Annotated in this window: 22 protein-coding genes; 13 read left to right on the forward strand and 9 right to left on the reverse strand. The window is 37.3% G+C overall.

Annotation, left to right across the window (positions count from 1 at the left end; all coding sequences use genetic code 11):
- Positions 1-2 precede the first annotated feature (2 nt).
- Both JM79_RS07890 and JM79_RS07895 read left to right on the forward strand, forming a co-directional pair.
- Positions 3-1,283, forward strand: coding sequence for a glycosyltransferase family 4 protein (locus tag JM79_RS07890; protein WP_141877626.1), 1,281 nt, complete (start codon positions 3-5; stop codon positions 1,281-1,283).
- Entirely contained in the window at positions 1,283-2,740 is a 1,458-nt protein-coding gene (locus JM79_RS07895; protein ID WP_141877627.1) for a polysaccharide biosynthesis C-terminal domain-containing protein, read from the forward strand. Before JM79_RS07890 ends, JM79_RS07895 begins: the two co-directional genes overlap by 1 nt.
- Positions 2,741-2,822: 82 nt before the next feature.
- Here the strand turns inward: JM79_RS07895 and JM79_RS07900 are convergent, their stop codons facing one another.
- Both JM79_RS07900 and uvrA read right to left on the reverse strand, forming a co-directional pair.
- Positions 2,823-4,046, reverse strand: a complete 1,224-nt coding sequence (locus JM79_RS07900; protein ID WP_141877628.1) for a hypothetical protein — start codon at positions 4,044-4,046, stop codon at positions 2,823-2,825.
- Positions 4,047-4,179: 133 nt separating this feature from the next.
- Positions 4,180-6,969: an excinuclease ABC subunit UvrA gene (gene uvrA / locus JM79_RS07905; RefSeq protein WP_141877629.1), complete on the reverse strand. Its 2,790-nt coding sequence runs from the start codon at positions 6,967-6,969 to the stop codon at positions 4,180-4,182.
- Between the two features lie 223 nt (positions 6,970-7,192).
- On the opposite strand from uvrA, the gene JM79_RS07910 reads away from it, so the two are divergent.
- On the forward strand, positions 7,193-7,777 hold the full coding sequence (locus tag JM79_RS07910) for a sigma-70 family RNA polymerase sigma factor (protein ID WP_141877630.1): 585 nt from the start codon (positions 7,193-7,195) through the stop codon (positions 7,775-7,777).
- Between the two features lie 238 nt (positions 7,778-8,015).
- Here the strand turns inward: JM79_RS07910 and nth are convergent, their stop codons facing one another.
- Positions 8,016-8,675: an endonuclease III gene (nth, locus tag JM79_RS07915; protein WP_141877631.1), complete on the reverse strand. Its 660-nt coding sequence runs from the start codon at positions 8,673-8,675 to the stop codon at positions 8,016-8,018.
- A 31-nt stretch (positions 8,676-8,706) separates the two neighbouring features.
- Between nth and bcp the strand changes: the two genes are divergently transcribed.
- Positions 8,707-9,159 (forward strand): thioredoxin-dependent thiol peroxidase, encoded by a 453-nt coding sequence (bcp, locus tag JM79_RS07920; protein WP_141877632.1) that lies wholly within the window; start codon positions 8,707-8,709, stop codon positions 9,157-9,159.
- A 17-nt stretch (positions 9,160-9,176) separates the two neighbouring features.
- Here bcp and JM79_RS07925 read toward each other — a convergent pair whose 3' ends face one another.
- The 6 genes from JM79_RS07925 to JM79_RS07945 all read right to left on the reverse strand — a co-directional run bounded on the left by JM79_RS07925 (position 9,177) and on the right by JM79_RS07945 (position 13,870).
- Entirely contained in the window at positions 9,177-9,557 is a 381-nt protein-coding gene (locus JM79_RS07925; RefSeq protein ID WP_141877633.1) for a DUF4258 domain-containing protein, read from the reverse strand.
- A 3-nt stretch (positions 9,558-9,560) separates the two neighbouring features.
- Positions 9,561-10,763 (reverse strand): alanine dehydrogenase, encoded by a 1,203-nt coding sequence (locus tag JM79_RS07930; RefSeq protein ID WP_141877634.1) that lies wholly within the window; start codon positions 10,761-10,763, stop codon positions 9,561-9,563.
- 55 nt (positions 10,764-10,818) lie between these two features.
- Positions 10,819-11,238: a hypothetical protein gene (locus JM79_RS07935; protein WP_260443400.1), complete on the reverse strand. Its 420-nt coding sequence runs from the start codon at positions 11,236-11,238 to the stop codon at positions 10,819-10,821.
- A 121-nt stretch (positions 11,239-11,359) separates the two neighbouring features.
- Positions 11,360-11,506 carry a hypothetical protein gene (locus JM79_RS16125; RefSeq protein ID WP_185739469.1) on the reverse strand — a complete coding sequence of 49 codons (147 nt, stop codon included), beginning with the start codon at positions 11,504-11,506 and terminating at the stop codon, positions 11,360-11,362.
- Between the two features lie 279 nt (positions 11,507-11,785).
- On the reverse strand, positions 11,786-12,190 hold the full coding sequence (gene tsaE / locus JM79_RS07940; RefSeq protein WP_141877636.1) for a tRNA (adenosine(37)-N6)-threonylcarbamoyltransferase complex ATPase subunit type 1 TsaE: 405 nt from the start codon (positions 12,188-12,190) through the stop codon (positions 11,786-11,788).
- Positions 12,191-12,319: 129 nt separating this feature from the next.
- A complete protein-coding gene (locus tag JM79_RS07945; protein ID WP_141877637.1) occupies positions 12,320-13,870 on the reverse strand; it encodes a PglZ domain-containing protein in 1,551 nt (516 codons plus the stop codon).
- Positions 13,871-13,978: 108 nt separating this feature from the next.
- Between JM79_RS07945 and JM79_RS07950 the strand changes: the two genes are divergently transcribed.
- The 9 genes from JM79_RS07950 to JM79_RS07990 all read left to right on the forward strand — a co-directional run bounded on the left by JM79_RS07950 (position 13,979) and on the right by JM79_RS07990 (position 22,809).
- On the forward strand, positions 13,979-15,208 hold the full coding sequence (locus tag JM79_RS07950) for an HD domain-containing protein (protein WP_141877638.1): 1,230 nt from the start codon (positions 13,979-13,981) through the stop codon (positions 15,206-15,208).
- A 24-nt stretch (positions 15,209-15,232) separates the two neighbouring features.
- Positions 15,233-16,258 (forward strand): UDP-3-O-(3-hydroxymyristoyl)glucosamine N-acyltransferase, encoded by a 1,026-nt coding sequence (lpxD, locus tag JM79_RS07955; RefSeq protein WP_141877639.1) that lies wholly within the window; start codon positions 15,233-15,235, stop codon positions 16,256-16,258.
- Positions 16,251-17,648: a bifunctional UDP-3-O-[3-hydroxymyristoyl] N-acetylglucosamine deacetylase/3-hydroxyacyl-ACP dehydratase gene (locus JM79_RS07960; RefSeq protein ID WP_141877640.1), complete on the forward strand. Its 1,398-nt coding sequence runs from the start codon at positions 16,251-16,253 to the stop codon at positions 17,646-17,648. The genes lpxD and JM79_RS07960 overlap by 8 nt, the downstream gene beginning before the upstream one ends.
- Positions 17,649-17,653: 5 nt before the next feature.
- Positions 17,654-18,439 (forward strand): acyl-ACP--UDP-N-acetylglucosamine O-acyltransferase, encoded by a 786-nt coding sequence (lpxA, locus tag JM79_RS07965; protein WP_141877641.1) that lies wholly within the window; start codon positions 17,654-17,656, stop codon positions 18,437-18,439.
- Positions 18,440-18,445: 6 nt separating this feature from the next.
- A complete protein-coding gene (efp, locus tag JM79_RS07970; RefSeq protein ID WP_141877642.1) occupies positions 18,446-19,012 on the forward strand; it encodes an elongation factor P in 567 nt (188 codons plus the stop codon).
- A gap of 3 nt (positions 19,013-19,015) precedes the next feature.
- Positions 19,016-19,945 carry a UDP-3-O-(3-hydroxymyristoyl)glucosamine N-acyltransferase gene (locus JM79_RS07975; RefSeq protein ID WP_141877643.1) on the forward strand — a complete coding sequence of 310 codons (930 nt, stop codon included), beginning with the start codon at positions 19,016-19,018 and terminating at the stop codon, positions 19,943-19,945.
- Positions 19,946-19,950: 5 nt separating this feature from the next.
- Entirely contained in the window at positions 19,951-20,346 is a 396-nt protein-coding gene (locus JM79_RS07980; protein ID WP_141877644.1) for a nuclear transport factor 2 family protein, read from the forward strand.
- 107 nt (positions 20,347-20,453) lie between these two features.
- The gene (locus tag JM79_RS07985; protein WP_141877645.1) at positions 20,454-20,819 is read left to right on the forward strand and encodes a BlaI/MecI/CopY family transcriptional regulator; all 366 of its coding nucleotides are present in this window, start codon (positions 20,454-20,456) and stop codon (positions 20,817-20,819) included.
- Position 20,820: 1 nt separating this feature from the next.
- Positions 20,821-22,809 (forward strand): M56 family metallopeptidase, encoded by a 1,989-nt coding sequence (locus JM79_RS07990; RefSeq protein ID WP_141877646.1) that lies wholly within the window; start codon positions 20,821-20,823, stop codon positions 22,807-22,809.
- The last annotated feature ends 148 nt before the right edge of the window (positions 22,810-22,957 follow it).

Consider the following 22,957-nt stretch of genomic DNA (forward strand, 5'->3'; position numbering starts at 1 on the left):
GAATGAAGAAAGCTCTTATTGTTACTTATTATTGGCCACCTGCCGGAGGACCGGGAGTTCAACGCTGGTTGAAATTCGTAACTTATTTAAGAGATTTTGATATTGAACCTGTTGTATATATTCCGGAAAATCCAGGTTACCCACTTTTAGATAAAAGTTTAGTTGATGAAATCCCAACAGGAATCCGAATATTAAAGCAACCAATTTTTGAACCATATAAAGTTGCAGAGATTTTTTCTAAAGGTGATTCTAAAACTATAAGTTCTGGAATTATAGCCAAAGAGCAGGAGCAAAGTGCCATCCAGAAGTTGATGTTATTTGTTCGCGGAAACTTTTTTATCCCGGACGCCAGAAAATTCTGGATCAAACCCTCGGTGAGATATTTAAAGTTGGTGTTGGAGAAAGAGATGTTTGATGTTCTTATAACAACCGGACCTCCGCATAGTCTGCATTTGATTGGTCTGGCACTCCAGAAAAGTGTGGGCATAAAATGGATTGCCGACTTTAGAGATCCCTGGACAGAGATTGGTTATCACAAAAAACTTAAACTCACTCAGTCTAGTAGACAAAAGCACCTGAACCTTGAATCTGAGGTGCTCAATAAAGCTGATCATATCATCACTACCAGCCATACAACAAAAGCTGAATTTGAATCTAAAACCACCAGACCTATTCGCGTAATCACGAATGGTTTCGATAAGCTTCAGGAGGAGCCAATCACTTCAGATTATTTTGAGATTTCTCATATTGGCTCTTTACTTTCAGGTAGAAGTCCTGAAATCTTATGGAAGGCGATCGCAGAAATTGTAGAGGATGTTCCGGACTTCAGGAATAAATTAAAAATTCGATTAGCAGGAAAAATAAGTTCTGAAGTAAAGGAAAATATCATTGAATTGGGACTTCAGAAGTATCTCCAAATTGAAGGCTATGTTAGTCATAAAGAAGCTCTGGAATTACAAAATCGAGCTTCGATTCTATTACTTTTAGAAATTGACAGTGTAGAAACCAGGGGAATCATACCAGGTAAGATCTTCGAATATTTTGCTGCTAAAAAACCAATTCTGTCCATAGGTCCCGTAAGCTGGGAAGCAGGTAAAATGGTTCTGGATTCACAGAGCGGAACTTACTTGTTATATAGTGACAAAGAAAAGGTCAAATCCTGGATTTTGGATCAGTTTTATCAAAAAGAGGCACAGGGAGTCAAGCAAATCACTAGTGATATTTCAAAATATCGTCGTAGAGAGCTTACAGGTGAGCTGGCAGATTTAATCAAAAAGATCTAATGGGAATAATTATTAATCAGTCCATCAAAAATATGGTGACAACCTATTTGGGTTTTGCCATTGGAGCTGTAAATACATTATTTCTTTTCACCTATTTTCTTACTAAAGAATATTACGGATTGGTAAGTTTTCTCCTATCTGCAGCAAATCTTATCTGGCCGTTTCTGGTTTTTGGGGTACACAGTACGCTAATCAAATTCTTTACGTCTTACAAAACACGAAAAGAACAGGATCGCTTACTAACATTAATGCTTTTACTACCAGCACTTGCGGCTCTACTCATAGGTTTAGCGGGACTATTCTTTTATTCGCAATTACTGGACTACTTTAAAGGGGAGAATGAACTCATACAACCTTATGTCTGGCTAATTTTCCTGATCGCATTCGCAACTGCGTATTTTGAAGTCTTTTTTGCCTGGTCTAAGATCTACTATAAAAGTAGCTTTGGTAATTTCATGAAAGAGGTCTTTCATAGATTTTGCATAAGTGGTCTCCTGCTTATGGTTTATAAAGACTGGATCAGCATTCCGACTTTTATCTATGCGATCTCTGGCGTTTTCGTATTTAGGATGATTGTAATGGCATTGTATGCTTTTTCCTTACATCCACCAAGAATTAGCCTGCAAGCTCCTGAAAACCTATCTAGATTACTTAAGTATTCCGCATTAATACTTATTGCAGCTTCGGTAGCTACCGTGTTGCTGGATCTTGATAAAGTAATGATTGAATATTACATGCCTATCGAGAATGTTGCGATCTACGGAATTGCTGTCTATATCGCAACCGTGATCTCCGTCCCACAAAAAGCAATGCATCAGATCACGCATCCAATGACCGCCGAAATGCTGAATACGAAAGATAAAGCAGGATTGAAAAACCTATATCAAAAAAGTTCGCTTAACCTTCTAATTATTAGCGCGTTGATCTTCATCTGGATAATCACGAACGTAGAAGCCTTATATGAACTTATTCCGCAGCAATATCAAATTTCAGTATTTGTTGTAATTCTTATTTCAATCGTTAAACTTTACGATAACTTATTGGGGAATAACAATAGCATTCTATTCAATTCAGATTATTATAGAATTGTCCTCGGTATAGGTGTCATCCTTGTACTCCTCGCATTTATCCTGAATTATTTACTTATTCCAAAATTCGGACTCGAGGGTGCTGCAATTGCAAGTTTTCTGGCTTTCTTTATTTACAATACTTCCAAAATATTCCTGGTCTACATCAAGTTTAAAATTCAGCCTTTTTCGAAGTCTACCTGGTTGATGTTATTGTTAACTCTTGTCTTAACGGCTGGCTTTTATTACATCGATATCTCGACGCTACCAATACTGAATATATGTTTAAAAGTTTTAATGTCCGGGCTTATCTACGGACTAATCATCTATTTCTCTAAGGTTTCTTCGGAAATCAATACGATGATCGACAAGTTTCTGAAATTGTCATAAACGAGAAAACCCCATCCGCAAGGCAGCATCAGGGGTTTTCTAACTAACCAACCAAAAAATTAAATTATGAACTTGTCATTTGTTATATATTATTCATATTTCGTGCCGAACTTCTAGTTCTTGAAGAATTATTTTTTCTTTCGTTCACTGAAGACTTTGACCTGCTCGAAGATCTTGCTCTGGTCGACTCAGACTTCTGTCTGGTTGGACGTTGAGCTCTTGTATTCCTTTCAACAGAACGAGTTTTATTTTGAACTTTTGGAGTCCTTTCAGTGTTTCGTACAGATGTTGAACGACTGGTTTTTTGAACTCTGTCATTAGAAGACCTGGTATCTAATCGAGAATTTCTATCCATCGTCCTGGAACTAGTTTTTCGACTATCTGAAGATACACGGCCTTTTGAATTTGTACTTCTTTCAGATCTCGCTCCGTAGTCCTTAGACCTGTTATTCTTAATAGGAGAACTTTCAGCAGTGCTAATTCTATTGCTTCTTGAATTAGATCGATTCTCATAAGCTTTGGATCTAGCCGCTTGTTGTCTGTTACGAACTAATTGATCGCTTTTACTGGTACGACCACGATATTGTGCAAGATCACGCTTTTGTTTTACTTGCTTTCCGTAGTGATATTGAGCAACACGCTGAGAAGGTCTGTAGAAGTTTCTTTTCTGTTTATGTGTACTGTAATAATTATTATAAACCGTTGTATAATGGTTGTAGCTTACACGATGTGGCTGATAATAAGCCCGGTATGGCTGATTAAATACAATACTAACATTAACCGATGGACGACGATAATAAGAATGCCATGGTCTGCGAACATAATGGCGGTTATAACTGTTTATATAACCTGTTCGTTGAATCACTCTACCAAGATTGTTGTAATGTAATCTTAAGGAACCAACATTAGCAAGCATTCCATAGCGATTATAGTCCATTACAATATTTCCAGCCTGGATGATTCTACCATAATAATCGTAGTAGACCGGAACATCTTCGATCTGGATTACAGCGCCATAATCATCATATTGAATAAATGGTTCGTAATTGTAACCAGAGTTATAACTAATATTTACGTTAGGTGTAGAAATTCTTACTGCATTTCCTCTTCGGAAATCTGGATTATAGAAGAAATCGAACTCTCCATTTGGATAAACCGCGAATTCAACACCACCTTCAATAAAAATAAAAGAATCATTGAAAAAATTGGAGTAGGTAGTACTTTTGGATATTTCAGAATGCGGATTTTCAGCGCTAACTGACCATCCTATAAAAAGGCAAACGATAAATAAGGTCAGATTTCTCATAGTAGTAGTATTTAAATTAAGAACATTTCTTATCTAAATACAAAGCTCATGCCAAAACCCGGAAATACTGCATACGACTTATTTATCCAGCCTCTGGATACAATTCAAATTATTGAAATACAGCGTATTATGTCTAATTCAATTTTACTGAAAGATAGGGTGCGGTAACTGATTTTTTATTTTTAGCAACTTCCTCGGGAGTTCCTGTGGCAATTAAATAACCACCATTTTCTCCACCTTCCAGTCCAAGATCGATCACATGATCTGCACATTTTACAAGATCCATATTGTGTTCAATAACTACTACCGAATGTCCTTTAGATATGAGAGCATTGAAAGATTTTAATAATTTCTTTATATCGTGAAAATGCAAGCCGGTAGTTGGTTCGTCAAAAATGAAAAGTGCCTTGGTTTTGGTAGTTCCTTTAACCAGGAATGAGGCCAGCTTGATACGCTGAGCTTCACCACCCGAAAGAGTAGAAGAACTTTGTCCTAATTGCACATATCCTAAACCGACATCTTTTAAAGGCTTCAGCTTTTTAACAATCTTATCCTGATCATGATCTTCAAAAAATGCTGTTGCATCATCGATAGTCATATTTAGAACATCATCAATATTCTTATCATGAAAGCTTACTTCAAGCACATCTTTTTTGAAACGCTTACCATTGCAGGTTTCACACTCGAGATGAACATCTGCCATAAATTGCATTTCAATAGTAACTTCACCTTCACCTTTACAGGTTTCACATCTTCCGCCGTCTACATTAAAAGAAAAATGCTTCGGCTGAAAACCACGTAATTTCGCGAGTCTCTGGGAAGAGAATAGATTTCGAATATCATCATATGCTTTTATATAGGTTACCGGGTTCGATCTTGATGATCTACCAATAGGATTTTGATCAACAAACTCAACACTGCCAAGATTTTTAAAATTGCCCTCGATTCCTGAAAATTGTCCTGCTTTCTCTCCATAACCTCCTAATTCTTTCTGAATGGCTGGGTAAAATATCTTTTTGACCAATGTACTTTTTCCACTTCCCGAAACTCCGGTGATCGCAGTAAAAACTCCTAATGGGATTTCGACATCTATATTCTTCAGGTTATTCTCCCTTGCCCCAAGTATTTTGATAAAATTCTTAGAGGTTCTTCTTTTTTCGGGAACTTCAATGTTTTTCTTACCATTAAGATATTCCGCAGTAAGAGAATTAGATTTGAGAATTTGTTTAAGATTACCCGTAGCAACCACGTGACCGCCATTGGTTCCGGCTTCCGGTCCAATATCGATGATCTCATCTGCAGCATTCATAATCTCCTCATCATGTTCCACCACAATGACCGTATTTCCAAGATCCCGTAAATGCTTTAATACACCAATTAATTTCTCCGTATCCTTAGGATGTAATCCAATAGAAGGTTCATCCAGAATGTACATGGAACCAACAAGGCTGCTGCCAAGAGAGGTGGCAAGATTGATCCTTTGTGATTCCCCGCCAGAAAGTGTATTGGATTTTCGATTTAAGGTTAGATAATCCAGACCTACATTGGAAAGGAATTGAAGTCGGTTTCTAATTTCCTGCAGTAATCTCTTTGCAATTTTCTCTTCGTATTCATCCAGAGTAATATCATCAAAGAATGCTCGAACCTTATCCAGAGGTTTTTCTACAAGATCGGTGATGTTGAGTCCGTTTATTTTTACATAGTGCGCTTCCTGTCTAAGTCGTTTTCCTTTACAAACGGAACACCTGGTTTTACCACGATATCTTGAAAGCATCACCCGATTCTGAATCTTGTATGCCTTACTCTCCAGAAACTCAAAAAACTGGTTTAAGCCTTCGAAATACTGATTTCCATTCCAGACCAGCTCTTTTTGCTCATCACTTAGTTCAAAATATGGTTTGTGTATAGGAAAATCAAATTTATGAGAGTTCTTGATCAGTTGATCTTTATACCAGCTCATACTATCACCTCGCCAGGGGAAGATCGCATTTTCGTAAATAGATAAACCTGTGTTTGGAATCACAAGTTCCTCATCAATTCCTATAACATCGCCGTAACCTTCACACTTCGGACAGGCTCCATAGGGATTATTAAAGCTGAATAAATGGACGTTTGGTTCCAGAAAGTTGATTCCATCCAGCTCAAATTTATTACTGAAGTGTGTCGAACTGTTATCTGATAATTTTTCGATGAATAATTCGCCTTTACCTTCGAAAAATGCTGCTTCAACAGCATCTGCCAGTCGGTTGAAAAAGTCTTCTTCATTCTTTGTGATAATCCGGTCTACTACTAGAAAAGTATCTTCAACTTTTGCTTTAGATAGATCGGTTTCATCGATACGCACGACTGAATCACCTAGTTTTATCCTGCTATATCCCTGCTGAGCCAGTACGTTTATTTTATTTTCCAGCTTACGTCCTTCCTCCAGGTGAATAGGGGCGAGAAGAAGCAATTTTTCACGTTCAGGAAAGGCTTTTACATAATTGATCACATCTGTAACAGTATCTTTCTTAACCTCGTTTCCGGAAACTGGGGAATAGGTTTTACCAATTCTGGCAAATAATAATTTTAGATAGTCATAGATTTCCGTAGAAGTACCAACAGTAGACCTGGGGTTAGTAGAATTAACTTTTTGTTCTATAGCAATTGCCGGAGCGATACCTTTGATGTAATCGACTTTAGGCTTATTCAATCTACCAAGAAATTGTCGAGCATAAGAACTAAGACTTTCTACATAGCGCCGTTGACCTTCTGCATAAAGCGTATCAAAAGCAAGACTGGACTTTCCTGAACCGGATAGACCTGTAATAACCACGAGTTTGTTCCTGGGAATTATGGCATTGATATTCTTAAGGTTGTGCAGCTTTGCACCTTTTATAATGATATTTTTCTTGGGATCAACGTTGGCTATATCTACGGTCATTCTATCTCTGATAAGGCTGCAAAGTTACTCATTATCAAGCGGAGAAGAAAGCCGCGAAAAGCCTATAGTATTGTTAAAATATTAAGCTTTTGTTTGCATTTCTCAAATTTAAGTTGCTATATTTGGTGCATAACCAAAATTCATACGCCTATAAAGCACAGTTACTTTTAAACTCTAAATAACCTAACCTCAGGATCTGTTCCTGAAATTTAAAGTAACTGGTATGAATAACACTAAGGTCACCGATGCCTCACTTGTACGTGATTATCTGGAAGGAAACGAGAACGCGCTAGGAACACTTATTAGCCGTCACCAACAAAGAATTTACAGTTTTATTTACTCAAAGGTCTATGATAAAGATATTTCTGAAGATATTTTTCAGGATACTTTCATTAAAGTGATTCGTACTCTAAAGCGAGGTAAGTATAACGAGGAAGGTAAATTTCTTCCGTGGGTAATGCGAATTGCACATAACCTTGTCATTGATCATTTCCGAAGAAATAAGAGAATGCCCAAATTTGACAATAGTGGGGATTTCAATATTTTCTCCGTACTAAGCGATGGTGATCTAAATGCAGAAACCCAGATTATCAAGGATCAAATCGAGTCAGACGTTCAGGAACTTATTAAAGAGCTTCCGGAGGATCAATTGGAGGTCCTTACTATGAGGATTTATAAAGACATGAGTTTCAAGGAGATTTCAGATCGAACAGGAGTTAGTATTAATACCGCTTTAGGTAGAATGCGTTACGCTTTGATCAATCTTAGAAAGATCATTGAGAAACGAAATTTGATCTTAACAAACTAATTTCGCAATATTATGAAGTAAATGCCGTTAATTTATAAATACCAAAAAATAACGGCACATGGGGAAACTCTACTTTAAAAAACCTTCGAAAGAAGAAAAAAATGTTCAACCACGTCCAGCAAAGGAAACGATTGAGTTTTTGCTCAGTTATTCCAAAGCCCTAAACGTTGTGGAATATCGAAACATGAAGTTTGAAACACTTCTGAACTAAACAAAAACCTGTCATTACTGGCAGGTTTTATTTTTTTAACTTCTTATTATATTCGGCAATTACACTTTTTCTACCAATCGTTTTAGTGATAATATCCTTATCCAGGTTCCAGGCGCGTGCCGGAGAATACTGTCTCCCATACCAGATTATTTGCAAATGAAGTCGATTCCAGAGATCTTCAGGAAAAAGTCTTTTTGCATCCTTTTCTGTTTGCACCACGTTTTTTCCGTTCGTAAGATTCCAGCGATACATAAGTCTGTGAATATGCGTGTCAACTGGAAAAGCAGGAATATTAAACGCCTGTGCTACTACTACACTGGCAGTTTTGTGACCTACCGCAGGAAGTTCTTCCAGAGCTTCTATACTTTTTGGCACCTGTCCATTGTACTTATCCAGAAGAATATGGGAAAGCCCATGTATGCCTTTGGACTTCATGGGAGAAAGCCCAACAGGTCTGATAATATCTCTAATCTCTTCTATGCTTAATTTCACCATTTTCTCAGGAGTATCTGCGATCTCAAAAAGTATAGGAGTGATTTGATTGACTTTCACATCGGTGCTTTGAGCAGAAAGCAACACAGCGATCAATAAGGTATAAGGATCTTTATGATCTAAGGGAATTGGAATTTCAGGATAAATTTCATTTAGAGTATCAATTACAAACTGAACCTTTTCCTTTTTGGTCATAAAGCTTTATTTTTAAGCAAAAGTAAGAATTATGACAACATTAAAAGCAGGGGATAAGGCTCCCGATTTTAAAGCTGAAGATCAGGACGGGAACACGATAAGCTTAAGCGATTATAAAGGAAAAAAGCTGGTATTATTTTTCTACCCAAAAGCGAGCACGCCTGGTTGTACTGCGGAAGCTTGTAATTTAAGTGATAATTATGAAGCGATGAGTGCCAAAGGTTATGACATTCTGGGCGTTAGCGCTGACTCAAAGAAAAGGCAGCAAAACTTCAGAAATAAGTATGATTTTAAATATCCATTACTTGCAGATGAGGAAAAGGAAGTGATCGAAGCTTACGGAGTTTGGGGACCCAAGAAATTTATGGGAAAAGAATACGAAGGCATTCACCGAACCACTTTTATTATTGATGAACAAGGAATGATCGAAGAGGTAATTCAGAAGGTGAAAACCAAGGCTCATGCAGAGCAAATCATGGAGTAATATAGGAAGCGGTCGATTTATTCGGCCGTTCTTATTTTTACTTTCTGAATCGTAGCAACACTATCACAATTCTGTATTCTGAATTCTAATTCTTCAGTTTCACGTGTTCCAGTAACATAATAGATATTGCAAGGTTTCGCATCAGTATCACTTAAGTTAAAATCTACGTCCCCCTTTTCAAGTACTTCAGAAATATAGGAGGTGTCAATTTCGCGATCCATGAAAAAACTCAAAGATTCTTTGGACCACTTTCTCTCTTTGATCTTAATATTTTTCAGCACACGTGCATTTGGGGAGTAATCGCAGGAAGCTTTTTTACCACCCAGAAAAAATATTAATAGTACAATTCCGAAGAATAGTCCGACGCCAAAATAGCCAAAGCGATGTATAAGTTTCATTAATTAGAAAATCAGGAGATTTATATCACGGTAAGAAAGATTGAACCATTCTGCTATCGACTTGTTGGTCAAAATTCCGTGGTAAAAATACAAACCATTACGTAAACCGCGATCAAATCTTAGAGTATTTTCCAGGCCACCTTCTTCACCAATATGTAATAAATACGGGGTGAAAATATTACTTATCGAAAGCGAACTCGTTCTGGCGTATCTAGATGGAATATTAGGAACACAGTAGTGAATGACATTATGCTTTTTGAAAATTGGTTCATCATGGCTTGTGATCTCGCTGGTTTCCACACAACCTCCCATATCGATGCTTACATCAATGATCACAGCGCCTCTTTTCATACTTTGTACCATGTTATCGGTAATGAGCACGGGACTTCGATCCTTTCCACGAACGGCACCAATCACCACATCCGCACGTTTTAAAGCTTTAGATAAATTTTTAGGCTGAATGGTACTGGTGTAAAATGTATTAGTAAGATTCGCCTGAATATTACGAAGTTTTGTGAGGGAAGAATCAAATACTTTGACGCTGGCACCCAGACCAATAGCCGATCTGGTCGCAAACTCACCTACGGTACCTGCGCCAATGATAACTACTTCAACAGGTGGTACACCACTTATATTACCAAACATGAGTCCGTTTCCATCAGCGTGATTACTCATGATCTCTGAAGCGATGAGGACAGAAGCAGTTCCTGCAATCTCGCTCAATGCTCGCACAATAGGGTAGGAACCATCATCATCCCGAATGAATTCGAAGCCAAGCGCGGTAATTCTTTTCTCTGCCAGCTTCTGAAAATACTCTTTACACTGAGTTTTAATTTGCAGCGCAGAAATTATGGTTGTTTGCGGATTAATATTTTCGAGTTCCTCCAGAGATGGCGGCTCTATTTTCAAGATGGTAGGGCAGGAGAATACTTTGCGAGTATCTTTCGTGATTTCAGCTCCGGCGTCTGAATAATCTTTGTCGCTAAAGCGTGCCCACTTCCCGGCACCGGATTCTATCATGACGCGATGTCCATGTGCGGTGATGGCTGCAACAGCATCAGGACTTAAACAAATCCTTTTTTCCTGGTAAGCAGTCTCTTTTGGAATTCCTATGAATAATTCACCCTTTTTCTTGTAGATCTCAAGAGTTTCTTCCTGCGGAATTAGTTGTTCTTTAGTAAAAGGTGAAACCTGCTGTTTGCCCATAGTTATTGGTTAAAGCAGTTAAATTACAATTTAAAATGGAATTGAAAAGTATAAACTAAAGTTTACGGTAGTAGTCTTCCACAAGTACATTGGAATGTTCGATATTCTCATCATTTTCTTGAAAATCCTTGATTTCCATACGATCTTTGTCGGAAATGTTGGAAAATACTGATACTTCTGTTTCATCTAATTCGGATAGGTCATAACCGTAAACACGATCAAATATTTTGACTCTTATTAAATAAACGATGGATAATATAGCTATGAAAAAAGGAGCCAAATATATTAATTGGTTAATGTCGATATAATCTGTTCTCAAATATACATCATCATAGAATGTACCTACTAATTGAAATGTATACATACCTATTGGCACAAGTATTACATGATACCACCAATGCTTACAAGTGAAAAACCAGATTAATAATAAAAATAAAGGCGTTATTTTTCCAAAATATGTCCAAGCAGCTGTCATGACATCCTCATAATATTTACTTTCATATGTAAATAAAAAATTTTCCCAAACGGGTCCGTTAGGGAAAATTTCGTATATGTAGAATAAATATGGTGAAAATGCTATTGCGATAGCAATAATACTACCCGTGAGTAGGTATCCTGATCTTTGATTTTTGAACAGCTTGTTCCTTGATCTCATCTTTATTAATATCGTTATCTGAAGTTGAAGTTACAAAAAAACTTGCTCCAAAAATTGCTGCTGCGAAAAGTACTGCTTTAAGTTTCATAATATAAGATTTTAATATGGTTGTTTCGTTTTGTTCTGAGACAAACATAGAACAACTTAAAATCCTGTGGGTTAAAACATTAATCGTACCTTTGCGACCTTTTTCAAGGCACAAAATACCCGAAAAATCGCATAAAAAACTTTAAATATGTTAGTTTAAATCTGTTTATAAATCGTTTAACGAATATAAATTAATAAATCAGGTTTATAAAATATCTACAAAAGTAATAATATTCTTACAAACAATAATTAGTGTCAAATCGTCGAAATTTTGATTTCGTTAACTTAACTTTAACAATCTTGAATTCTCTGAAACTACCTGAAGATGCACTTTTTGATGATCATCACTAAGTAGTTTCCCTACTTTTTGTGGCCATTCAACTAAATTCCATGCTCCAGAATCCAGGTAATCTTCAAATCCAATATCTAATGCTTCAATATCTGATTCGATTCTATAAAAATCGAAATGATATACAGCACCCTGATCTGACTCGTAATGGTTAACTAAGGAAAACGTTGGACTGGAAACGGCGTCTTTAACGCCTAGTGCTTTGGATAACTCCTTAATTAGAGTCGTCTTGCCTGCACCCATCTCGCCGTAGAAGAGTAGTGTTTTACTCTTTGCATTACGTAGAATGTAATCTACTGCGTGATCCAGTTCGTGAAGTTCGTAGGTTAACTCCATAAATTCAATATGTCAGATTTGGGATGATAAAGATATATAAAAAAAGGATATACTGCTGTATGTTTTTGATAATCAATTAAGTACAGCGTTACACTGTGTCGTTCAGCGTATAAAAACGTCGTTTATCGATTATTTTGGGTTCAGGACTACAAATGGGATTACAACTTCTTCTAAGGAAATACCACCATGCTGATAAGTATTTCTATAATAACTTACGTAATGGTTGAAATTATTAGGATACGCAAAGAATAAATCCTCCTTTGCGAAAATATAAGAACTACTCATATTAATGGTTGGTAGATGAACCGACTTAGGATTCTCTATAGCAAATACCTCTTTCTTCTCGTAAGTCAGACTTCTGCCTGTTTTGTATCTCAAATTTAAACTGGTGTTCTTATCACCAATGACCTTAGAAGGATTTTTTACGTTGATCGTTCCATGATCTGTTGTAATGATCAATTTAAAGCCTTGTTGCTGTGCTTTTTGTATGATATCCAATAATGGTGAGTTTTTAAACCAACTCTGGGTTAAGCTCCGGTAAGACTTATCATTAGAAGCCAGCTCCTTAATCACTTCCATTTCAGTCTTGGAGTGAGAGAGCATGTCTACAAAATTGTAAACGACTACCGTTAGATCGTTGGATTTCTGACTTTTAAAATTATCTGCCAGCTTTCTTCCCGCTTTGAGACTTGTGATTTTATGATATTCGTACCTCAGGTCTTTTCCTAATCTCTTAAGCTGTTCCCTTAGAAAATCAGATTCGTGTAAATTTTTACCTCCTTCTTCAGTATCGTTCTTCCAGTATTCTGGGAAAAGTTTTTCCATTTCACTTGGCATCATTCCAGAGAAAATCGCATTTCGGGCATATTGTGTTGCAGTTGGCAAAATACTGAAGTAAGCATCTTCTTTCTCCTTCTTATAATGTGTCGTTATAATTGGTTCCAGTGACTTCCATTGGTCATATCTTAAATTGTCAACCACAACCAGCAACGTTGGTTCTCCAGGTTTAATTTCTGGCAAAATCTTTTTCTTAAATAACGTATGAGACATCACTGGAGGCTCACCACCTTGCTGAAACCAATCTTCGTAATTCTTTGAAATGAATTTAAAGAACTGGTTATTTGCTTCCTGTTTTTGAGATTCCAGAATTTCGAACATACCAGAATCTTCAATTTCTTCTAACTGGATTTCCCAGTAGATCAATTTCTGATATAAGGATACCCATTCTTCGTAGGAATTCACCTGAGACAATTCCATAGCAATTTTCCGAAACTCCTGCTGGTAGTTGGAAGTTGTCTTTTCAGAGATGAGTCGGGAGTGATCCAAGTTTTTCTTAAGACTCAATAATATCTGGTTAGGATTCACTGGTTTAATAAGGTAATCGGCGATCTTAGAACCAATCGCTTCTTCCATGATATACTCTTCCTCGCTTTTTGTGATCATGACCACCGGAACAGTTTCCCGACGCTCTTTAATTTCAGCAAGGGTTTCCAGACCAGTAAGTCCCGGCATATTTTCGTCCAGGAATATGATGTCAAAATTTTCTTCTTCGATGAGTTCAAGCGCTTCAGTTCCACTTTTACAGGTTTGAACCTCGTAGTTTTTCTTCTGAAGAAATAATATATGTGGTTTTAGCAGGTCAATTTCATCGTCGACCCATAATATCTTTATCGTCATAATTTTGATTATTTATGGCTTCCGAAGAGAACCATTATAATTGAAATAGAACTTATTACCGGGGCTAAGTTCATATATGTATCTTTGTTTTGAACATTAGATTATAAAAGCTTGGCTTCACAAACTAAACTCAAAATATTAAACGATCCAATTTACGGTTTTATTACCATTCCTAATGAACGGATCTTTAAGATTATCGAGCATCCTTACTTCCAGAGATTGCGTAGAATTTCCCAAATGGGTTTATCCTATCTGGTTTATCCAGGGGCACATCATACCAGGTTTCATCATGCTCTTGGTTGTGTGCACTTAATGTTGAAAGCAGTTAGAATACTCAGGATTAAAGGCGTAGAAATTTCAGAAGAGGAAGAAGAAGCTTTGCTTATTGCGATCTTGATGCATGATATTGGCCATGGTCCTTTTAGTCATGCGATGGAACACAGCCTGGTAGAAGGAGTAGATCATGAGACCATTTCACTGCTTTTCATGGAGCAAATGAATACTGAATTTAACCAAAGTTTAACTCTGGCAATTCAGATCTTTAAAGGAAGTTACGATCGCAAATTTATGAATCAGTTAATTAGTAGTCAGATGGATATGGATCGTCTTGATTATCTAAAACGCGATAGTTTCTATACCGGTGCCGTAGAAGGTAATATCAATAGTGAACGCCTTATTACCATGTTGAATGTGGTGAATGACGAACTGGTGGTTGAGGAGAAAGGTATATATTCTGTAGAGAAATTTTTGATAGGTAGACGCTTAATGTACTGGCAGGTATATTTGCATAAAACCAGCCTGGTGGCAGAGCAATTACTTATACGTGTTTTAAAGCGTGCAAAGGAATTGATAGGCGAGGGGCATCAATTACATGCAAGTGGTAGTCTATTGTATTTTCTTCAGAATAAAGTAGAAAGACATAATTTCGATCAGCATACCCTTGAGATGTTTTCGAGGCTTGATGATAATGATGTGATCTCTGCAATGAAGGAGTGGATGTATTCAGATGATTTTGTACTCAGCAATTTGTGCGAAATGATCATTAACAGGAAACTTCTGAAGAGTAAGATCAAAAAGAAACGACCTTCCCAGGAAAAGCTGGATCAGCGAAAAATAGCGCTTCAAAAGAAATATAATATTTCAGAAAAGGAAGCATCCTACTTTGTTTTTGATGGCGAAATCGCAAATCTTGCCTATAAACGAGAAAAGGATAATATCAATATTTTACATAAAAATGGTAAAATATGTGACGTAGTAAAGGTTTCAGACCAGTTTAATCTCAAAGCTCTTACAAATACTGTGACCAAATACTATATGTGTTATCCAAAAGTTAAAGATTAGTTCATTTTTTTTACTTTTGCCAGAATGAAATTTAAAGCAAAACAAATTGCCGAGATATTGGAAGGTAAGGTGGAGGGAAATCCTGAAGCCGAAGTTTCTGAACTTGCTAAAATAGAAGAGGGGAGTGAAGGCTCACTAACTTTTCTAAGTAATCCTAAATATAATAGCTTTTTATATACCACGAATGCGAGCGTTACGATCGTTAACGAAAACTTCGAGGTTGAGCAACCGGTAAACACTACATTAATAAAAGTAAAGGATGCCTACAAGGCTTTTTCAACTTTACTTGAATATTATAACCAGATCAAGCTAAATAAGTCAGGAATTGAGAATCCTAGTTTTATTGCTGAATCTGCTACTCATGGTGACGGACTGTATCTGGGCGCTTTTGCATATATAGGAGAACAGGTGAAACTGGGAGAAAATGTCAAGATCTATCCGAATGCTTACATAGGTGATAATGTGCAGATAGGTGATAACACAACTATTTTTGCAGGAGTGAAGATCTATTCTGAAAGTATCATAGGAAACGATGTAACTATTCACAGTGGCGCTGTAGTAGGTGCTGATGGTTTTGGATTTAGTCCGGGAGAAACTGGTGCTTACAGTAAGGTTCCGCAGATAGGGAATGTTATTATAGAGGATCATGTGGACATTGGTGCGGGAACGACTATAGATCGCGCAACCTTAGGTTCCACGATTATCAAAAAAGGTGTGAAACTGGATAATCATATACAAATCGCACATAATGTAGAAATAGGAGAGAATACTGCTATTGCTGCACAAACTGGTGTTGCCGGATCTACAAAGATTGGAAAGAACTGTCTTATTGGAGGACAGGTAGGAATCGCCGGGCATCTAACGATTGGAGACCGTGTGAAAATACAGGCGCAATCAGGTATAGGTAGAGACATCAAGGATGATGAGATGCTTCAGGGGTCGCCAGCGTTTGGTTATGGTGATTACAATAAGTCCTACATACATTTTAAAAACCTACCGAAAACAATGAAATTAATTCACCAACTGGAAAAAAAGATTAATAATGGCTAATAAGGTTTCAAAACAAAGAACCATAAGGGAAGAGATTTCTCTTGAAGGCGTTGGCCTGCATACTGGAAAAGAAGTAACGCTGACTTTTAAACCAGCGCCTGTAAATACGGGCTATGTATTTAGAAGAGCAGATCTTGAAGGATCTCCTGAAGTAGAGGCAGATGTAAATTACGTTGTAAATACTCAGCGTGGAACTAACCTCGATAAGAAAGGTGTTACGATCCAGACTTCGGAACATGTACTTGCTGCCTGTGTAGGTCTCGAAATAGATAACTTATATATTGAGCTGAATGCTCCGGAACCACCAATAATGGATGGTTCTTCCAAATTTTTCGTAGAAGCTTTAGAGAAAGCTGGTACTGAAGAACAGGAAGAAGATAGAGATGAATTCGTAGTGACCGATATTATTTGTTATCGTGATGATAATGGATCTGAAATCATCCTTATGCCTGCAGATGAATATCAGGTAACAACCATGGTCGATTTTGGAACCAAAGTACTGGGTACTCAGAATGCTTCCATAGAGCATATTTCAGAATTTAAGACTGAAATTGCCGATTCCAGAACATTTAGTTTTCTGCATGAAATTGAAACTTTACTGGAGCATGGCCTTATTAAAGGTGGCGATCTAAACAATGCGATCGTATATGTAGATAAAGAGATTAGTGAAGATACTCTTGAGAAGTTGAGAGTAGCTTTCGATAGAGATGATATTTCAGTAAAACCAAATGGGATTCTGGATAACTTAACATTACATCATCCAAATGAAGCAGCAAGACATAAACTACTGGACGTTATTGGGGATGTGGCTCTAGCAGGGACAAGGATTAGAGGTAAAATCATTGCCACAAAACCTGGTCATTATATCAATACTGAATTTGCTAAAAAATTAGCCAAGGTTATTAAAGCTGAAAAGCGTAATAATGTACCTAAAATCGATCTTTCTCAACCGCCACTTATGGATGTGAATGATATCATGGATACGTTGCCGCACAGATCACCGTTTCTATTAGTAGACAAGATTTATGAGCTGACAGATACTCACGTGATTGGGATGAAGAATGTGACGATGAACGAACCATTTTTTGTTGGTCACTTTCCTGGGAAACCAGTAATGCCTGGTGTGTTGCAGGTGGAAGCCATGGCTCAAACCGGTGGAATATTAGCTTTAAAGTCGGTTCCGGATCCTGAAAACTATCTAACTTTCTTTATGAAGATCGATAATGTGAAGTTCAAAAGACAGGTGGTGCCTGGGGATACTTTAATTTTTAAGCTGGAGTTACTGGCTCCTATACGTCGTGGAATTTGCCAGATGCAGGGTTATGCCTATGTAAACGGACAATTAGCGACTGAAGCCATCCTTATGGCACAAATTGTAAAATCAAAATAAAAACTATGAACCAACCTTTAGCATATGTGCATCCGGGAGCAAAGATCGCCAAGAATGTGGTGATCGAACCTTTCGCGACCATACATAATAATGTAGTGATTGGAGAAGGTACCTGGATTGGTTCCAATGTTAGCATCATGGAAGGTGCACGTATTGGTAAGAATTGTAGTATTTTTCCAGGTGCAGTAATTTCTGCGGTGCCTCAGGATAAGAAATTTAATGATGAAGATACTCTTACTGTAATAGGTGATAATACAACGATTCGGGAATGTGTTACCATAAACAGAGGAACTACAGATAGAATGAAAACAGTGATTGGGAACAATTGCTGGATTATGGCCTACTGCCACGTTGCTCATGATTGTATCGTAGGAGATAATTGTATCTTTTCAAATAATAGTACGCTTGCAGGTCATATAAACGTTGGGGATCATGTAGTTCTCGCGGGAATGGCAGCGATTCAGCAATTTTGTAGCATTGGAAAACATGCATTTGTTACCGGTGGATCTATGGTTAGAAAAGATGTTCCGCCATTTGTAAAAGCGGGTAGAGAACCTCTAAGTTATGTAGGTATCAATTCTATCGGACTAAGAAGAAGAGGTTTTTCTACCGAAAAGATCAGGGAAATTCAGGATATTTATAGAATATTATACCAGAAGAATTACAATAATTCCCAGGCGGTAGCGATCATTGAAGCTGAAATGCAGGCAACCGCAGAAAGGGACGAAATATTAGAATTTATTAAAAACTCACAAAGAGGTATCATGAAAGGATACTTCAGCTCAAACTAAAAACTTATGGCTAGTACCAGTGATATCAGAAACGGTTTATGTATTCGTTACAACCACGATATTTATAAGATTACCGAATTTCTACATGTAAAACCAGGGAAAGGTCCGGCTTTCGTTAGAACTAAACTAAAAAGTGTTACTACAGGAAAAGTTCTTGATAACACATTTTCCGCAGGGCATAAGATCGAAGATATTCGAGTTGAAACTCATAAATTTCAGTTCCTATATGAAGATGGCGAGTTCTGGCATTTTATGAACGTTGAAGATTATACACAAATTAGACTTACTGAAAACGCTCTGGATATGCCGAAGCTTTTGAAGGAAGGCGAAGTGGTAACAATTCTTATTAATACTGAAGATAACATGCCACTTTCAGTAGAAATGCCCGGAAGTGTAGTGTTAGAAGTTACTCATACAGAACCTGGTTTAAAAGGAAATACCGCTACAAATGCTACAAAACCAGCAACCGTAGAAACTGGTTATGAGGTGAATGTTCCTCTTTTTATCAATGAAGGTGATAAGATCAAGATCGAAACCGAAAAAGGTACTTACAAAGAGAGAATTAAGGAGTAATCTATGAAATTCCCTCAAGAACATAGGCTATCTCAGATAGCAGATCTTATTGATTGTTCGTATGTAGGTGATGCAGATTTTCCTGTTCTGGGTATGAATGAGATTCACGTGGTGAATCCGGGAGATATCGTTTTTGTAGATCATCCTAAATATTACGATAAAGCACTTAACTCTGCAGCGACTGTTATTCTTATTAATAAAGAAGTGGACTGTCCAGATGGGAAAGCTTTGCTAATTTCTGAAGACCCATTTCGCGATTTCAATAAGCTTACACGCTATTTTAAACCATTCGAGAAGCTAAATGCTACTATCGCAGAATCTGCAAAGATCGGCGAAGGATCTATTGTGCAACCTAATGCTGTTATTGGCAATGATGTTTCCATTGGTAAGAACTGTCTTATCCACGCAAATGTTACCATCGGTGATAATTGTGTGATTGGAGATCATGTGATTATCCATAGTGGAACGGTACTGGGCGGTGATGCTTTTTATTATAAAAAGAGACCAGAAGGATTCGATAAATTATTATCAGGTGGTAGAGTAGTAGTGCAGGACCATGTAGAGATAGGAACGAATTGTTCGATAGATCGCGGGGTTACTGGAGATACTACAATTGGTGAAGGTTCTAAGCTTGATAATTTAATTCAGATCGGGCATGATACTGTTATCGGAAAAAATTGTTTATTAGCATCTCAAATTGGAATAGCCGGTTGTGTAATCGTAGAAGACGATGTCACGATCTGGGGACAGGTTGGAATTAGAAGTGATATTCGAATTGCTACCGGAACGGTTCTTATGGCACAATGCGGAGTTTCAAAAGATACTACACCTGGCACAACCTATTGGGGCACGCCTTTTGGTGAAGTACGAACAAAACTCAGAGAATATGCGGCGATCAAACAATTGCCGGAGATTGTCAAAAAATTAAAATAAGATTTATGGATCTAGAGACTAAAGATATTGTAACCAAATTTTACGAATCTAATTTCTATAAAGATGAAGAAGTGCTGAAGGCATATCTTCATCCAGATGTTGAATTACGCTGGTACGGTACTACAGGATTCAGAAAATTAAATTTAGAAGGTATTTCTGCGATTACGAAAGAGATTTCAGAATCATACGAATCATTGCGGGCTGAGACTGAAAAGATCATCTCCAGCGGGAATGAAGCTGCTATTCATTTTACATATTTCGTAAGAACTATAGAAAACCCCGAAGAGGAAATGCCGTTGGCGCATTTTGTCGCGATGTGGGAGCTGAAAGATGGAAAACTTTACAAGGGCACCCAAATTAGTCAGCTAGGTGAAGAGATCGACGATGATCCCTGGTCATAGAAACATTAAACCCTCTGATTCACAGAGGGTTTTTTTATAATTAATTACTTCTACGCTTGTAGAGTTAAATATTTATTCTACATTTGTAGAGAATCAATATCTTTACTATGTCACTTTCTAATGCTGAAGAAGAACTAATGCAATTGCTCTGGAAACAGGAGAAAGCTTTTATGAAAGAACTTATCGAAGCTTATCCTAATCCAAAACCTGCTACGACGACTATCGCAACTTTGCTTAAAAGAATGCAGGATAAAAATTTTGTTGCTTATGAGCAGATAGGTAGATCCAGAGAATATTATCCTAAAGTGAGCAAGAAAGCTTATTTCTCTAAAAGAATGAATGGAATGATCAAATCCTTTTTCGATAACTCTGCCTCCCAGTTTGCTTCTTTCTTTACTGAAGAAACAGATCTTACTGATGATGAATTGAAGAAATTGAGAAAACTGATTGATGATAAAATAAAAAAGGATTGAGATGCTGGAGTATATCTTAAAATCTGCGGGATGTTTGCTGGTTCTTTTTGCCTTCTATAAATTTTTTCTGGAAGCTGAAAAATCCAACAGGCTAAAGCGTTTTTATCTGATCTTCATGCTGTTGTTTTCAGCGATCCTACCATTTATTACCATTTCTTATGAGGTTGCTGCCAAAGAATTCGTTGACACTGCGCCGATGATAGTAAAATCATCTGAAAAATCATCAGCAGTACAGGAAGTTGGTTTTTTCGATCAATATGGGAGTCAGATATGGCTGGCAATTTACTTTATTGGATTTCTCGCGTTTTTGCTTCGGTTTATATGGAACCTTAATAAAATGCGATTGACAATAAAGAAAGGTCAACTTAAAAAAGAATTTCCGTATATCTATGTGCTGCTTGGTAATTCCATCAATCCTTTCAGTTTCCTGCATTATATATTCTTCAGTAGAAAGGAATTTAAAAACTCACAGATTTCAGAAGCGGTGATAGCACATGAAAAAGCGCATGTGGATCAAAAACATTCCTGGGATCTTCTATTTCTGGAACTGGTGAATGCGATTTTCTGGTTCAATCCTATATTTATATTCATCAAAAAATCCATCAAATTAAACCATGAGTTTCTCGCAGATGAGCAAGTACTTGCAAAGCATCAAAATCTGAGAGATTACAGTGAACTTCTTTTAGGTTACAGCCGGGGACAGGATCATAACGTTCTGGCAAGTCCCATTAATCATTCATTAATCAAAAAACGAATACTTATGATGACAAAAAATCTTTCAGCCAGACGGCTGAGTATGAAAATGCTGGTGTTGCTACCCATTCTTGGAGGTTGTATTTATACTTTCAATCAAGAAATTGTAGCGAAGCCAGTGCTATCAATTGATGAGAACTTGGAATTGATCGAGTTTCAGAAGAAAAAATCGGTTTATATCACAGTGAACAAAGAAGATATTCTTTTGTACGACAAGCCAGTATCTCTTAAAGATTTTGCTGAAGAGTTGGATAAAACTACGAAGGACTGGAACGACTGGCAGTTGAAAAACCCATATTTTTATGTAGACTTCGCTAATTCAACTACCGGTTTTATTGAGAAACTTAATGCTGAGTATCGCAAAACTGAATTATCCAGAATATCTGGAACCGAGTTTCTAGCTCCAAGCGCTCCAGAAACTGGTGCAACACCGCCACCACCTCCGCCACCGCCAGTACAGGCTATAGAAGGCAGAAATCCAGCCTCCCAAAGCTCAAATTCAAGTATTGGAGAACAGAGAGACAATCTCTTCAGTATTCAGGTTGCTGGCAGCACGCTTCGAGTAAATGGAGTGAAAACTAATCCTGGTAAGTTAAGTGAAACTCTGGATAAGCTTTCCGAAGGGATAACAGACGAAGAGTTGAAAATTTATAATTTCAGAATGCAAGTTATAGATCCAGCATCTGGATATATGGAATCTCTGAATAGCGAATTCAGAAAAAGCAGAATGTCTAAGGTTAGCGGTCATGATATACTTCCACCGCCACCTCCAGTGCACCGTGGTGAAGATCATCAAGTTCCTAAGCCTCCAAAACCGCCTAAGTCAACAAAACCACAAAAGGCTCCAAAACCACCAAAACCTCCTAAGAGGCCAAAGGCTGCTAAGACAGGGGAATTTGTTACAGGGGAGGAAGAGTTACTAGCCAATGAATCCTTAGAGGTAAACTATATAAAGGAAGAGATGGACAGTAAAGACCAGAAATTAAAGAACAAGTCAAAAGTCAAAGATAAGAACAAGCAAAATTCGGTACCAAATCCTCCAGCACCACCAGCCGCTCCAGATCCATTAAAGACAATTAAAGTGATCAATGCAGAGGGTGGAATTTTTTTCTATAATGGCAAAAAGATCTCGGCTAAAAAAGCAACTAAGATTATAGAATCAAAGAACTATACGAAGATCGTTGTTAACCAAACAGGAGATTCCGAAGGTTTTATGAAGATTACGGGAAGTAGATAGTTTTAGAAATCCCGATGTAAATTCATCGGGATTTCTCATTTCAGGATCATTTTATGTCAACTTTAAGGTTTTTTCTCGCAATAATCTATAAAATGACTTTAGGTTTTATATTTAAAAACATACTTTTGTGTTCCAAAATTAAAAGACA

Origin of the sequence: Gramella sp. Hel_I_59 (genome assembly GCF_006714895.1) — a bacterium.
In the GTDB taxonomy this organism is placed as follows: domain Bacteria; phylum Bacteroidota; class Bacteroidia; order Flavobacteriales; family Flavobacteriaceae; genus Christiangramia.